This is a genomic window from Roseateles microcysteis, assembly GCF_036880965.1.
GTDB lineage: Bacteria > Pseudomonadota > Gammaproteobacteria > Burkholderiales > Burkholderiaceae_C > JAUASW01.
Genome location: NZ_JBAJMV010000006.1, coordinates 277,272 through 291,688, shown reverse-complemented (window position 1 = coordinate 291,688; position 14,417 = coordinate 277,272). Strand labels below are relative to the sequence as shown.

Below are 14,417 nucleotides of genomic sequence, written 5' to 3'. Positions count from 1 at the left end.
GGCCGACCTGGCGCTGACAATGTGGCCCGCGACTACTGCCTTTCAGGGACAAGACCTGCCCCTCATTCCGCATGCACGACCTTGCTGTTTCCGATCTTGTGGTGCTGAGCGTGTTCGGCATCGTCTACCTGGGCATGATCCTCGGTGGCCTGCCGCGCCTGCAACTGGATCGCACCGGCGTGGCGCTGCTGGGCGCCATTGCCATCGTCGGCGCCGGCGTCATGACACCCGAGGCGGCGGCCCAGGCCATCCACCTGCCGACCATCCTGCTGCTGTTCTCCTTCATGGTGATCTCGGCGCAGATGCGGCTTGGCGGCTTCTATGGCGCCGTGACACGCCGCATCGCTGCGCTGCCCCTGGCCCCCGTGGGCCTGATGGGCGTGGTGATCGCTGCTTCCGCCTTGCTATCGGCGGTGTTTTCCAACGACATCGTCTGCCTGGCCATGGCGCCGCTCCTGCTGGAGGCCTGCCTGCGCCGCCGGCTCGACCCGATTCCCTTCCTGCTGGGCCTGGCCTGCGCCAGCAATGTCGGCTCGGCGCTGACCCTGATTGGCAATCCGCAGAACATGCTGATCGGCGAGGTGCTGAAGCTGCCCTTTGGCGCGTACAGCCTGCAGGCGTTGCCGCCGGTACTGGCCGGCCTGCTGGCCTTGTGGGCCCTGCTGGCCTGGCAGATGCGCCATGGCGCGCCGGCGGCGGTGCAGGAGGCGCCGGTGCCTGACGAACCACCTTTCGATGCCTGGCAGACCGCCAAGGGCCTGATCGTGGCGGGCGTGCTGGTTGCGATCTTTCTGTTGACCTCCTGGCCGCGCGACGTGGCCGCCCTGGTCGGCGCCGGCTATCTGCTGCTGAGCCAGCGCTTCCATTCCAGCAAGGTGATGGGCCTGATCGACTGGGAGCTGCTGGTCCTGTTCATGGGATTGTTCGTCGTCAACGCAGCGCTGGAACACACGGGCATGACCAAGGCCGCGATCAACTGGCTGCTGGCCCAGGGCCTGGACCTCGGCCAGACATGGCCCCTGTTCGGTGCGACGCTCGCGCTGTCCAATCTCGTCTCCAACGTGCCGGCGGTGATGCTCTTGCTGCCTGGGGCAACTGCAGCAACAGCGGCGCCCACGGCCGGGCCGACACTGGCCCTGGTCAGCACGCTGGCCGGCAACCTGCTGATCGTCGGCTCGATTGCCAACATCATCGTGGTCGATGCGGCGCGCCGCGCCGGCGTCCTGATCGACTGGCGCCGCCATGCGCGCACCGGGTTGCCGGTGACGCTGGCCAGCCTGGCCCTGACCGCGCTGTGGCTGGCCTGGCTGGCTCGCGCCTGATTTTTTGGGGACCCTGCCGTAAGTCACTTGTGCAGCGTGCCGAATCTCTTCTACATTTGTAGTACTACATCTGTAGAAGAGACCCATGGACGAAGAAAAGAGCAATGACCTGGCCCTCAGCGAGCTGCAGCTGGCGCTGATGCGCGTGCTGTGGGAGCGCGGCGAAGCGAGTACGGCCGAAGTGGTGGAAGCCCTGCATGAAGCGGGCCGCGCGCTGGCGCACACGACGGTGGCCACGCTGCTGACCCGGTTGGAGAAGCGGGGCATGATCAGCGCCAGCCGCGACGGCCGCCAGCTGCGCTACCGCGCGGCGGTGGACGAACCCGAGGTGCAGCGCTCCATGGTGTCCGGCCTCCTGAGCAATCTTTTCCAGGGTGAGCCCAGCCGGCTGATGAGCCATCTGCTCAGCGAAGGCGAGATCGGCGAGGACGATCTGGCCAAGATGCGGGCCCTGCTGGCTCGCCGCGGAGGTCGTCATGCTTGAAGCACTGGCCGGCTGGCTGCTCAACTATCTCCTGCACAGCACGGCGCTGCTTGGTGGCGCGATGCTGCTGGAACGCCATCCCGCCTTGCAGCGTTCGCTGACCGTGCGCGAACTGATGTGGCGGATTGCCCTGTTCGGCGGCCTGCTCAGCGCCACCGCCCAGGCATTGGCGCCGCCGCTGATGGCCGCCTTCGAGCAGTTGCCGGCCGAGGTCCGTCGCTCGGAGGAGCAGCGCAGCGTTGGCCTGGTGCTGGCAGCGGTGGAGCCTGCGGTCGATGCAGCCGACGAGATGCCACCGACAGCAAGCCCTGTGGTCGATGCGAAGCTTGCGCCAGGGGCCGTGCCCACCGCCGTGGAGAGCGCCGCACACACACCTGTGCCTGAGCCCGTCAGCCGGCAAGACGTGGCCCTCGGCGCTTCGTTCAGCAATGCCGCCGGCGCCCTGACCGTGGCATGGGCCATCGTGGCCTTGGGCAGTTTGATTCTGCTGGGCCTGCGACTTGCGGCGCTGCGCTGGCGCGTGCGGCGGCTGAGCCCGGCCGGCGAGCCTAGCTGGCAGCAGGCTGCGCAACGCCTGGCCGGTCTGGCTGGCCTGCCCACGCCTACGCTGCGCATGAGCGAAGGCTGGCACAGCCCGCTGGTGGCGCCGGGTGGCGCGATCTGCCTGCCGCGCTGGCTGGCAGTCAAGCTCGATGCCGGCCAGTGCGAGGCGGTGCTGGCGCACGAGATCGCCCACCTCTTGCGTCGCGACCCGGCCTGGCGCCTGGCAGGCCAATGGGCGGCGGCCCTGGGCTGGCTGCAGCCGCTCAATCACCTGGCCTTGCGCCGGCTCGATGCGCTGGCCGAGCTGGCCTGCGACCGTTGGGCTGCCCAGGCCTCGGGCCAGCCCCAGGCGCTGGCCGAAAGTCTCTATGCCTGCGCCGAGCAGATCGTCCAGCGCCGCGGCAGCGCGCCGCGTCTGGCAGCGGCAATGGCCAGGCCCGATTCGGCGCTCCTGCAGCGCATCCGTTCACTGATGGAGGAGACCCCCATGGAAGAAGGCAAGGAAGGCCTGGTGGCCAAGAAATTCAAATGGCGCTGGCTGGCGCTAGGCGGCGTGCTCGCTGCGCTGTTTGGCGCGGTGGCGGTTCCGGCCGTGGTGCTGGGCAAGATCGATGCCGACTGGGTGCTCGAGCTGCAGGACGGCGTCAGCTTCCACAAGGGTACCCGCATCGTTACCAACGATCAGAATGGCTCCACCCGCGTCAACGTACGCGGTGGCGATCTGCATTTCAACGAGGCCGAAGACGAGATCATCGGCCTCGCGGGCACGGTACGGATCAGCGAGAAGCGTGGCGGCGTCCATCGCGAGGTGCTGATCGAGAGCCAGCCCGGCGGCGCGCTGAAGAAGAGCTACAGCGTCGATGGCAAGGCCCAGCAGCTCGATGCCGTGGGCAGCGAATGGCTGAAGACCATGGTCCGCCACATGGCCGACGTCATGGTCAGCGCCGACGAGCGGGTGAAGAAGCTCCATGCCAAGGGCGGCGTCGATGCCGTGCTGGCCGACATCGAGAAGCCGCGCAGCGACTTCCACCGTCGCGCCCGTGTTGAAGCACTGCTGAACCTGCGCGATGTCGGCGACCTGCCGCCACCCGCCATCGAGCGTGTGCTCGCTGCGGTGGACGGCATGGGCTCCGACTTCGACCGCCGCACCGCTTTGGTCGCCATGGTCGAACACCAGACCTTGCCCGCCGCACAGCAGGTGAGCCTGCTGCGCACGACCGCACGCATCGGCAGCGACTTCGACCGCCGCAATGTGCTGGAAGCGCTGGCTTCGCAGCAGGCCGACGAGGCCGAGGTGCTGCAGGGCTGGGTCAAGGTGATGAAGGCCATGGGTTCGGACTTCGACCGCCGCACCGCCATCGAGCACCTCATGGAGCGCAAGCCCCTGGGCAAGAGCACGCTGGATGCTGCGCTGCAGGCCAGCAGCCTGCTGGGCTCGGACTTCGACCGTCGCACGGCGCTTCAAAGCATCGCACCGCACCTGGACATGGCGACGCAGGTTGAGAGCTATGTGCAATCGGCCACGCGCATCGGCAGTGATTTCGATCAGCGCGAAGCACTGCTGAAACTGATCGAGCGCGGCCCGCTCGACAAGTCGGCAACGCTGGCCATCCTGGAGGGTACGCCGCGCATCGGCGCCGACTTCGAACTCGCTACCGTCCTGAAGGCGCTGGCCGAGCAGATGCCGGCTGACTCTGAGGTGCTGAGCCGCTACCGCAAGGCAGCGCGCCGACTCAGCGACCATGAGCGCGGCCAGGTCGAAAAGGCGCTGGACCGCTTCGACAAGGGGTGAGCCCCCCGTCCGAGGAGTACCTTGGACGGCCCCCCGAGGGGGCGGGGATGCTTGCCGTTTCGAGCGGCAAGCACATCGCCCATGGCGGGCCGGCTTGGGAGCGGCCCGGCGCTCGGCCCGGAAAGAACAAAGAGGGCCCCTGGGCCCTCTTTGCACGTCAGGCTGGAGGCCTGCTTACTTCTTGGCCTTGGCGGCCGGCTTCTTGGCGGCAGCGGCCGGAGCCTTGGCGGCCTTGCGAGCGGCAGCCTTGGGGTCCACGGCGGCCTTGAAGGTGGCGCCAGCGGTGAACTTGGGCAGCTTGGCAGCAGCGATCTTGATCTTGTCGCCGGTCGACGGGTTCACGCCGGTACGGGCGGCACGGGCGTGCTGCTTGAACGAGCCGAAGCCGGGGATCGTGACGGCGCCACCCTTCTTGACGGTGGTGACGATGGCGTCCAGCAGGGTTTCCAGGACGCGGCCGGCTTCAGCCTTGCTGATCTCGTGCTTGCTGGCCAGGTGTTCAATCAGTTCCGATTTGTTCATTGTCTACAGTCTCATTGGGATGACGCCCGACCATCTCGGGCGGCGTGATTGTCGCTCTAGCCGAGCAGCACGCGATTTCGGCCCTCTGCCTTGGCTTTTTGCAGCGCCGAATCGGCCGCATTGATCAGCTTTTCCAGCTCGTGGCCGCTGGCCTCCGAGCTGCTCAGGCCGATGCTGACCGTGTAGTTCAATTCGGCGTTAGGCAGATTGATACGTGTCTCGACCACCAGCTTGCGAACACGTTCGCAGACGCGTTCGGCGGTTGTTCCATTGAGGCCATCGAGCAGCAAAAGAAACTCTTCGCCGCCATAGCGAACCACCAGATCGCCCGGCCGCAATTGCGCGAGCAACAGCGCCGATAGTTGGCGCAACACTTCGTCACCCGCAGCATGGCCGAAGTTCTCGTTGATGTGCTTGAAGTGATCGACATCGACCATGGCCACGGCCACGCCGCGACCCGAGCGGCGCGCACGCTGCAGAAGACGCAGGCCGAGCGTGCTTAGCGCGGCGCGGTTGTAGGCGCCGGTGAGGCGATCGGTCAGCGAGAGCCGGCGCAATTCCTCGGCATAGCGGCGCGTGATCATCAGCACCAGGCCGAAGGCGATGCAGACCTGGGCCAGCGGAATGATGAAGAGCGTGCCGTTCGCCACAAGCTCCTGGTCGGCCGGTGCATCGCCATGCAGGAGCAGCCAGAGCGCCCGCAGGATCAAGGCCGCACTGAGAACACCGAAGCCGGTCGCCGCCACCCACATCATGGCCCGGGTGCGGTCTCGCACGCGCAGCAGCGTGACCAGGCAGGCCAGGTCCAGCGCGGCAAAGCCCAGGCCGCTGGCCACCAGGCGGCCGGTCAGGCTGGGTTCGACCCAGGTGAAGTAGGCAGGCAGCAACAGCGATGCGGCGGCAATCGCGACCAGGCTCTTGAGGGACAGGTCTTGCCCCGCGTACAGCCGCAAACCGCGCAGCACCAGGGCCTGCCCCAGGCCCATGAAGCCGTAGCTGAGCACCGCATGGATGAAGGTGGGCACGCCGCTCTGTACCCCGAGCGCCAGGCCCAGGCAGGCCACGACATTGCCCAGAGCCCACAGCCGCAGCTCGGCCTGCTTGCCCACGCCGAGGGCCGCAGCGACGAGCAGCGCCGTGGTCAGCAGCGTGAAGCAGACTTCAACCAGCAGCAGCGTCTGTTCGTGGAACATGGTGAAGGCGGAGAGCTGGCCTGCAGTCTAGGGCAGCAGCAAGCGCTTTGGCCAGTTACTCGGCCAGGCGCCACTGATTGCGTCCAGTCGCCTTGGCGCGGTAGAGCGCGGCATCGGCGCGGCGTATCAGGTCTTCTGCCAGATCACCGTGTTGCGGATGCAGGGCCAGGCCGAGGCTCGCACTGATCGGTGCATCGGGGGTGGACAGCGCAGCGATGCGCTCCACCACCTTGGCTGCGATCAACGTCGCGTCCTCGGTGCCACGCAGCGTTTCGACCAGCAGCACGAACTCGTCGCCGCCCAGGCGGGCCACGGTGTCGTCGGCGCGCAGCGTGTCGGCCAGCGTGCGGGCGACTCTCTGCAAGAGCTGGTCGCCGCGCTCATGACCATGGGCGTCGTTGATCTGCTTGAAGCCATCCAGGTCCAGCATCATCAGCGCAAAGCATTGGGGCCGGCGCGCGCTGCGCTTGAGCGCCAGGCCCAGGCGGTCCATCAGGTGGGTGCGGTTGCCGATGCCGGTCAGCGCGTCCTGGCTGACCATCTGGCGCAACCGCTCGGCGCTGCGCTCGCGCTCGGTCACGTCGTGCAGCAGGGCATAGCCGCCGTCCGAGCGGCCTTCCAGGCGCCGCGGCACCAGTGCGACCTCGAACACATGCTCGCTCGGCCCTTCGCCAACACCGAAGCGGGCCTGGCTGCGCAGGCTTTCACCGGCCAATGCGCGCTGAAAACAGCTGCGCTGGTCTTCAAATGCGGCGCTGCCAAACACGCTCTCCAAGGGGCGGCCGGGCAGCTCCTCGGTCGCCACGCCGAAGAAGCGCGTGAAATGCGGGTTTGCCAGCACGCAGCGCAAGTCGGCATCGAACTGGCAGATCAGGGAGGGCATGGCCTCCACCAGGCGCTGCAGTTCCAGCTCACGGGTACGTGCCATGGCCAGGTTCTGCTCGGCCAGGCGGCCCAGGCGCAGCGCCTCGTCCATGCGCTCCTGGAACACGCGCAGCAGGTTCAGGGTCAGCGTCGTGGCCACGGCCAGGATCAGGCATTGCGCCACCATCAGGGAGACCGGATGGATGGGCGCCATCGGCTTCAACCAGCCCAGCATCTCGCCGCCGGCCATCCCCATCAGGGCCAGCGCCGAGGCGGCGGCAAAGCCCTTGGCCCAGCGGGCACCGAGCAGCCAGCCGGCGAAGATCACGATCATCGGATAGGCGAGCAGGATGGGTGTGCGCACGCCCTCGGTGCGATAGCCCATCACGGTGGCGATGGCCCAGCCACCACAGGCCAGCACGGCCAGCGTTCGCTCCGGCTGGCGCCGACGCAGATGAATCAGGCAGTAGGCACTGAGCAGGCCGATGAGCCCGGGCCCCAGCAGCCGGCTGCTCGGCATGTGGCCCAGGGACAGCAGGCTGACAGCAAAGGCCAGGCTGCCTATCAGCATGACGAGCAGTGCCGAGCGCAGGAGGCGCAGGCGGATTTCTTCTATCGGGCTCGACATCGATCTCATGCGACGGTCATGACCAGCCCAGCATACGGTTTGGCTGGCCGGCAGCCAGGGTGTTTCTACTGGCGTCGCAGCCGCCTGTGCGTTGCCCGGGCGTGCGGCACCCAGTCGAGCCGCGCCCAGCGTCGCCACATCAGTAGGCCGCGCACCCATTCATCCAGGGCATACGCAATCCACACGCCGACCAGACCCCAGTGCAGGCCCAGCAGCCAGGTGCCGCCTGCCAGCACAAGGATCATCGAGCTCGCACCGGCCATCACCGGATAGCGGGCATCACCGGCGGCGCGCAAGGCATTGATCACCACGAGGTTGAAGGTGCGGCCCGGCTCCAGGATCACCGTGATCCACATCAAGGTGCAGCCGGTGGCGATGATCTCCGGGTCGTTGGTGAACATGCGCAACAGCCAGGGCGCGGCCAGCGCCGCAGACAGCGCAACGGCGAAGCTGAGCAGCAGCCCGCGACCCATGGCCTTGCGCACCAGCTTGTCGGCCTGGTGCAGCTTGCCGGCGCCGATCATGTGCCCCACCACGATCTCGGCCGCAAAGCCGGTGGCCAGGCCGGCCAACAGCACGAAGTACATCAACTGCTGCGTGTAGGCCTGCGTGGCCAGTGCCGTGGCGCCAAGCTTGCCGGCCACCGCGACGCTGACCATGAAGGCCAATCGATAGGCGATGTTCTCGGCCGCACCTGGCAGGCCGATGTGGAGGATGGCGGCCAGCTCGGCGCGCGGCAGCCGCCACCAGTTGCCCCAGCGCGGCCACAGATTCAGCCGGGCACGCCACAGCCACAGATGCAGCACGATGCCCAGCAAGCGGCTCAGCCCCATGGCCAGCGCAAAGCCGGGCAGGCCGATGCGCGGCATCAGCAGCCAGGCCAGCAGCAGATGGCTCGCATGCATGCAGACGATCACGGCCAGCGTGTCGCGGGTGCGCAAATGGGCTCGCATCACGCTGGCCATCGAGGCGTTCCAGGCATCCAGAGGCAGGGCTGGCGCCAGGGCGAGCAAGAGGGGCAGCGCCAGCGGTATCACCTCGGCCGGCGCGTTGAGCAGGTGCAGGAGCGGCTCGGCGCCCAGCGAGGCCAGCGCCGCGATGAAAAGGCCCATCCAGGTGCTGGCTCCGAGCGCGGCGCGGGCCAAGGCATCGGCCTGGTCGCGGCGGCCGCCGCCCAGGCTTTGCGTGATCACCACGCTGACGCCGGCGCCGATGATGCGGAACAGGATGAACAGCATGCCCACCACATGGTTGGCCAGGGCGAATGCCGCGCCGCCGGTGTCCGAGAGGCGCGCCGCCAGCGCCGTGCCGAGCATGCCCACCGCGATGCCGAGGCAAAGTTCGAGAAATAGTGGCCAGGCGAGCGATACAAGGCGTGGTTGGATTTGAGACATGTCAGTCTGCGGTGGAGGCGCTACCTTAGGATGCGCACATGAGGCCGATTGTGCGGATGTAATTCAATGAAACTGGCCCGATGTCGTTGGCTTGTCGTGCAGGCGGTGGCGCTGCTGTGCGCTGCGCTGGCGCATGCGCGGGCGCCGCTGCATGTGCTGGTCGACAACAGCACCGAGATGCCACAGGGGCGCTTCGAACGGGGCTACCTGGTGGGCGGCATTCACTTCGATGTCGGGCAGGCCTTGGCTGGGAAGCTCGGCCGTGAGGCGAACTTTCGAGTGCTCCCGCGCAAGCGCGTCATCGATGAGCTGCTGCATGGTCAGCAGGCCGATCTGATCTGCGGCTATCTGCCCCAATGGTTGCCGGGCGTGACCGCCTGGAGTCGCCCCTTCCTGCCCGATGAGCAGTGGCTGCTGAGTGATCGCACGGTGCCGGCTCCGCGCAAGCTGGCCGAACTTGCGGGTCAGCGCATCGGCACCGTGCTTGGTTTCGTCTATCCCGAGATGCAGCAGCAGTTGGGCACCGGCTTCGTACGCGAGGAGGCGCCGGATGCCGGTGCCAATTTGCGCAAGCTCAGCCTGGGGCGCATGCAGCATGCCATCGTCGGCCGATTGCAGTTCGAATACCAGATGCGCCTGGGGGGCTACAAGCTGGACCTGCATGCGCCCCTGGTGATCTCCAGCTACCAGAGCCAGTGCGCGCTGTCGCGCCACAGCACGGTCAGCCTCGCCGAACTGGACAAGGCCATTGCCGAGCTGCAGGCCGAGGGTGGCATACAGCGCATCCTGGCCAAGTACCGCTAGCCGTTCTTGACCCGCTCGGCCAGGTGCGCCAGTGCTTCCTCGACCTGGTCGACCAGCACCAGGCACAGCTCGCCGGGCTGGAGTTTGTCGAGCGCGCGGTCGATGGCAACGAACTCGCCCTGGATCTCCTCGATCTCGCGCGTGCGCGTGGCGCCTTCCAGGCCGCGGCGCAGCAGGGCCAGCACCTCGCCGTCCTCGCGGCCGCGCTGGCAGGCGTCCTGGTACAGGATCACTTCGTCGAAGGCCTTGCCGAGGATCTGCGTCTGGATCGTGATGTCCTCGTCGCGGCGGTCGCCGGCACCCGAGATCACGACCGAGCGGCGCGTGGCCGGCAAGGCTTCGACGGCTGCCACCAGTGCAGTCATCGCATCGCCGTTGTGGCCGTAGTCGGCAATCACGGTGGCGCCACGGAAGTCCATGACATTGAAGCGGCCGGGCGCGTTGTCGGCGTCATTCGCGAAGCTGGCGACACCGCGGCGGATGGTGTCCCAATCGATGCCCACGCCCCAGGCGGCAGCCACCGAGGCCATCGCGTTCTCGACCTGGAAGCCGATGGCGCCGTTGCGGGTGATCGGAATCTCGCGCAGCGGAATCGTCTCCCGCCAGGCGCCTTGAGCAGCCACGAGCTGGTCGCCGTCGATGTAGACGCAGCGCTTGCCCTGCGACCGGTGCTGAGCCATCAGCGGATGGTGGCGATCAGCGGCGAAGAAGATGATCTGGCCCGGGCAGACGCCGGCCATATTGGCCACCACCGGATCGGCCGCGTTCAAGACGGCATAGCCATTCGGCGCCACGTTCTGCACGATCACGCGCTTGACCAGGGCCAACTCCTCGACGGTGTTGAGGAAGTTCATGCCCAGGTGATCACCGGCACCGAGGTTGGTGACGACGGCGACCTGGCAGCGGTCGAACCCCAGGCCCTCGCGCAGCACGCCGCCGCGGGCGGTTTCGAACACCGCGGCTTCCACGTCCGGATGCATCAGCACATTGCGGGCGCTCTTCGGGCCGGAGCAGTCGCCGCTGTCGATCTGGCGGCCGTCGACGTAGACGCCATCGGTGTTGGTCATGCCCACGCGCAGGCCCAGCGTGCTGAACAGGTGAGCGATCAGGCGGCTGGTGGTGGTCTTGCCATTCGTACCGGTGACGGCGACGACCGGAATGCGGCCGTCTTCACCCTTGGCCGTGGCGTGGCCGTAGAGGTGCGAAATGATGGCCTCGCCGACATTGCGGCCCTTGCCATAGCTGGGGCTCAGGTGCATGCGCAGGCCGGGTGCGGCATTGACCTCGACGATGCCGCCGTTCACTTCTTCCAGCGGCTGGTGAACGCTCTCGGCCACCACGTCGACGCCGCAGACATGCAGGCCCACCACTTGTGCGGCAGCGACTGCGCGCGCCGCCACGTCGGGATGCACGTCGTCGGTCACGTCGGTGGCGGTGCCGCCGGTGGACAGATTGGCGTTGTTGCGCAGGATGACGCGGCGGCCCTTCTCGGGCACCGATTCCGGCGTCAGGCCCTGCAGCTCGAGGCGGGCCACGGCGATGTCGTCGAACCGGATCTTGGTGAGGGAGGTGGCGTGGCCGTCACCCCGCTTGGGGTCGGCGTTGACCTTGTCGACCAGCTGCTTGACCGTCAGGCTGCCGTCGCCGATCACGTGCGGCGGGTCGCGGCGGGCCGCAGCCACCAGCTTGTCACCCACCACCAGCAGGCGGTAGTCGGAACCGGGCAGGAACTTCTCGACCATCACATGGCCGATTTCGTCTGCGGCCTTGTAGGCGACTTCCATGTGCTCGCGGGTCACGACGTTCACCGTCACGCCCTTGCCCTGGTTGCCGTCCTGCGGCTTGACCACGACCGGCAGGCCGATGTCCAGCGCCACTTGCCAGGCTTCGTCCACCGAGTCGACCGGGCTGCCGATGGGCACGGGCACGCCGGCCGATTGCAGAAGGCGCTTGCAGAGGTCCTTGTCTTGCGCGATGGATTCGGACACTGCCGAGGTCGCATCGACTTCGGCCGCCCAGATGCGCCGCTGCTTGGCGCCCCAGCCGAACTGCACCAGACTGCCTTGCGTCAGGCGGCGGAAGGGCACGCCACGAGCGACGGCCGCGTCGACGATGGACCCGGTCGAGGGACCCAGGCGCACGTCTTCGTCCAGCTCGCGCAGCTGGGCCAGCGTGGCGTCAGCATCGAAGCTGCCGCCGTTGCGCGCCGCTTCCATCAACTCGCAAGCGGCCTTGAATGCCATGCGGCCGACGTCTTCCTCGCTGTACTCGACAACGACCTGGAAAGTGCCGGGCTCGGACGTGGCGTGTGTGTGGCTGAACGTGACCGGGCAGCCGGCTTGCGCCTGCAGCGCCAGCGTGGCCTGCTCCAGCACATGGGCCAGCGACTGCTTGGGCCGCAAAGGGCCGATGCCTGGGAACAGCGCGCGCAGCCTGGCTTCGAAGCCGGGCTGGTCGGCGATGGCGAGATCGGGGCCGGAGCAACTGACCACCGCTTCAATGGCGGTGTGACGGCTCCACATATTGGGGCCACGCAGGGCGCGGGTGCGGGAGACTTCCATGCTGTCGGTACTCGGCTTAGCAATCAGTGGGTCAGCGCGGGCACGAAGGTGTCGGCCCCGGCGGAGATCAGTTCGGGCGAGATATGCAGCGCCCAGGCGGCGGCAACGGCTGCCAGCAGCGTCTGCGCATCGGTGGCGATGCCTGCGGCAGCAAATCGCTGGAGCAAGGCGTCGATATTGGCGCCCGCTGTCTCGCCCTGGCCCTGGGCCAGCACGGCGGCGCCGCTTCGCAGGAACACGGCACGGCCACCCTTGGCGCGGTGCGCGGTGATGGCGGCATTGCTGCCGTCCAGCGCATAGAACAGCACTTCGCCATCGCTCAGCTCGGCCATTTCAACCAGGCGGGGCTCGGCGGCGTTCAGCACGGCAACGCCGTCGGACAGCACCACGTCCACCTGCGTGCGCAGGACCTTGAAGAGCTGGTCTTCCGTGCGGATGTCGTGATCGTCCAGCGTGCCCAGGCCGCCCATGTCGCAGACCACACCGACGGCGCAGCGGTCGTACGCCAGGCCGTCCTGCAGGATCACGCCGGCATTGCTCTCGGCCACGACGGCATCGACGCCACGGTTCATCAAGAGGCGGTGCGCCGCCTCCCAGCGCGCACCGCGCCTGTGCTCGACACGACGGTTGCCGAGGAAGAGGCCGTCACTGCAGGACAGGCCCACGTGGCGGCCGTTCAGATGCAGCAGCCAGGCGACCAGGCGGGCGATGTTGTTGCCGCCTGTCGATGCGGTGATGCCGACGATGGGGATGCGGCCGGTTTCGTCGGACGAGAACAGGTGGTCGATGATGGCCTGACCCACGGGCTGTGGGTTGCCTGCAGCCGGCTTCAGGTGCATCAGCAGGCCAGGGCCTGCGTTGACCTCGACGATGGCGCCGCCCGTCTCGTGCAGCGGCTTGGAAATATCGCTGGTGACCAGGTCGACGCCGGCGATGTCGAGGCCGATGGTGCGGGCCGCCAGCGAGACCTGGAAGGCCACGTCAGGGTGCATCTCGTCGGTGCAGTCGATGGCTACATTGCCGTTGCGCTGGATCAGCACGCGCTGGCCGGCGGCTGGCACGGCGGTGGCGGACAGGCCCTGGCGCTGCAGGTCCAGCTGGATGACGGCGTCTTCGGCGATGTCGAGTCGGTTGAGTGGAAACTCTTCGGTCGTGCCACGGCGCGGGTCGCTGTTGATTTGCAGCTCCACGAGTTCTTCGACCGTGTGCTTGCCGTCGCCGGTGACCCAGGCCTCGTCGCCGCGGGCGGCTGCCACCACCTGGCCGCCGACCACCAGCAGGCGGTGCTCGTTGCCGGGGATGTAGCGCTCGACGAGCACCTCGGAGCCATGCCGTTCGGCCACTTCGAAGGCGGCTGCAATGTCCTCGCGCTTCTTCAGGTCGAGCGTGACGCCGCGGCCGTGATTGCCATCCGACGGCTTGACCACCACGGGCAGGCCCAGGTCGTCGGCGGCTTCCCAGGCCTCGTCCGCGTTCTTGACCACGCTGCCGGCCGGTACCGGCACACCAACGGCCTTGAGCAGGTCTTTTGTGAGGTCCTTGTCGCGCGCAATGCCTTCGGCGATGGCGCTGGTCATGTCGGTCTCGGCGGTCCAGATGCGGCGCTGGCGGGCGCCATGGCCCAGTTGCACCAGATTGCCGTCGTTCAGGCGGATGTGCGGAATGCGGCGATCGGTCGCTGCCGCGACGATCGCAGCAGTGGAGGGGCCGAGGTAGCAGTCGTCGACCTTGTCGCGCACCCGCTCGACCGCGGCGGCCACGTCGGTCGGCTCATCATTGATCACCGCCATCAAGAGGGCGTGGCCCTCGGCCAGGGCCTGGCGGGCGACCTGCTCGTCGCGGGCCCGGAACACCATGCGGTAGACGCCGTGCTGCGAGGTGGAGCGGGTCTGACCAAAGCCGGTAGGCATGCTGGCCAGATTCAGCAGCTCGATCACCACATGTTCCAGGACATGGCCCATCCAGGTGCCTTCGACCAGGCGCTGCAGGAAGCCGCCGCGCTCGCCGACGCCGCAATGGTGCTCGGCCAGGGCCGGCAGCGCGGCGGTCAGCCGGTCTGTGAAGCCGGGAACCTTGTTGCTTGGGTAGTCCTCGAGGGCCCCCAGGTCCAGCCAGGTTTCAAGCACCGGGCGGTAGGTCCACATGTTCGGGCCGCGCAAATAGTTGACGCGCAAAAGCTTGATGTCGTCGTGTCTGCTCATGGAGGGCGAGGGCTGGTTCGGGGGCTTTCGGGAGCTCAGGGCACCATTGTGCGCGCTTCTTTGCGGACTGCCGCTGCCGGAACTTTTGTGGCAGGCAGCCGGCATCGGT

The 14,417-nt window shown here is 67.6% G+C and carries 10 protein-coding genes; 4 read left to right on the top strand and 6 right to left on the bottom strand.

Annotated features, from left to right (window positions below):
• Positions 1 to 71: 71 nt before the first annotated feature.
• The 3 genes from V3596_RS18020 (at position 72) to V3596_RS18010 (ending at position 4,141) form a co-directional block, all read left to right on the top strand.
• Positions 72 to 1,322: an anion transporter gene (locus V3596_RS18020; protein ID WP_334279190.1), complete on the top strand. Its 1,251-nt coding sequence runs from the start codon at positions 72 to 74 to the stop codon at positions 1,320 to 1,322.
• An 85-nt stretch (positions 1,323 to 1,407) separates the two neighbouring features.
• Entirely contained in the window at positions 1,408 to 1,806 is a 399-nt protein-coding gene (locus V3596_RS18015; protein ID WP_334279189.1) for a BlaI/MecI/CopY family transcriptional regulator, read from the top strand.
• Complete coding sequence (locus V3596_RS18010) at positions 1,799 to 4,141, top strand: M56 family metallopeptidase (RefSeq protein WP_334279188.1); 2,343 nt, start codon at positions 1,799 to 1,801, stop codon at positions 4,139 to 4,141. Before V3596_RS18015 ends, V3596_RS18010 begins: the two co-directional genes overlap by 8 nt.
• Positions 4,142 to 4,315: 174 nt before the next feature.
• Here V3596_RS18010 and V3596_RS18005 read toward each other — a convergent pair whose 3' ends face one another.
• The 4 genes from V3596_RS18005 to V3596_RS17990 all read right to left on the bottom strand — a co-directional run bounded on the left by V3596_RS18005 (position 4,316) and on the right by V3596_RS17990 (position 8,742).
• Positions 4,316 to 4,663: an HU family DNA-binding protein gene (locus tag V3596_RS18005; RefSeq protein ID WP_334279187.1), complete on the bottom strand. Its 348-nt coding sequence runs from the start codon at positions 4,661 to 4,663 to the stop codon at positions 4,316 to 4,318.
• Between the two features lie 56 nt (positions 4,664 to 4,719).
• On the bottom strand, positions 4,720 to 5,856 hold the full coding sequence (locus V3596_RS18000; protein WP_334279186.1) for a GGDEF domain-containing protein: 1,137 nt from the start codon (positions 5,854 to 5,856) through the stop codon (positions 4,720 to 4,722).
• 55 nt (positions 5,857 to 5,911) lie between these two features.
• Entirely contained in the window at positions 5,912 to 7,348 is a 1,437-nt protein-coding gene (locus tag V3596_RS17995; RefSeq protein ID WP_334279185.1) for a GGDEF domain-containing protein, read from the bottom strand.
• A 65-nt stretch (positions 7,349 to 7,413) separates the two neighbouring features.
• Entirely contained in the window at positions 7,414 to 8,742 is a 1,329-nt protein-coding gene (locus V3596_RS17990; RefSeq protein WP_334279184.1) for an MATE family efflux transporter, read from the bottom strand.
• 66 nt (positions 8,743 to 8,808) lie between these two features.
• Here V3596_RS17990 and V3596_RS17985 point away from each other — a divergent pair, with 66 nt between their 5' ends.
• A complete protein-coding gene (locus V3596_RS17985; protein WP_334279183.1) occupies positions 8,809 to 9,546 on the top strand; it encodes a substrate-binding periplasmic protein in 738 nt (245 codons plus the stop codon).
• Here V3596_RS17985 and cphA read toward each other — a convergent pair.
• Both cphA and V3596_RS17975 read right to left on the bottom strand, forming a co-directional pair.
• Entirely contained in the window at positions 9,543 to 12,107 is a 2,565-nt protein-coding gene (gene cphA, locus V3596_RS17980) for a cyanophycin synthetase (protein WP_334279182.1), read from the bottom strand. The two genes, V3596_RS17985 and cphA, sit on opposite strands and share 4 nt — an antisense overlap.
• A gap of 23 nt (positions 12,108 to 12,130) precedes the next feature.
• Positions 12,131 to 14,308 carry a cyanophycin synthetase gene (locus V3596_RS17975; RefSeq protein WP_334279181.1) on the bottom strand — a complete coding sequence of 726 codons (2,178 nt, stop codon included), beginning with the start codon at positions 14,306 to 14,308 and terminating at the stop codon, positions 12,131 to 12,133.
• Positions 14,309 to 14,417 lie beyond the last annotated feature (109 nt).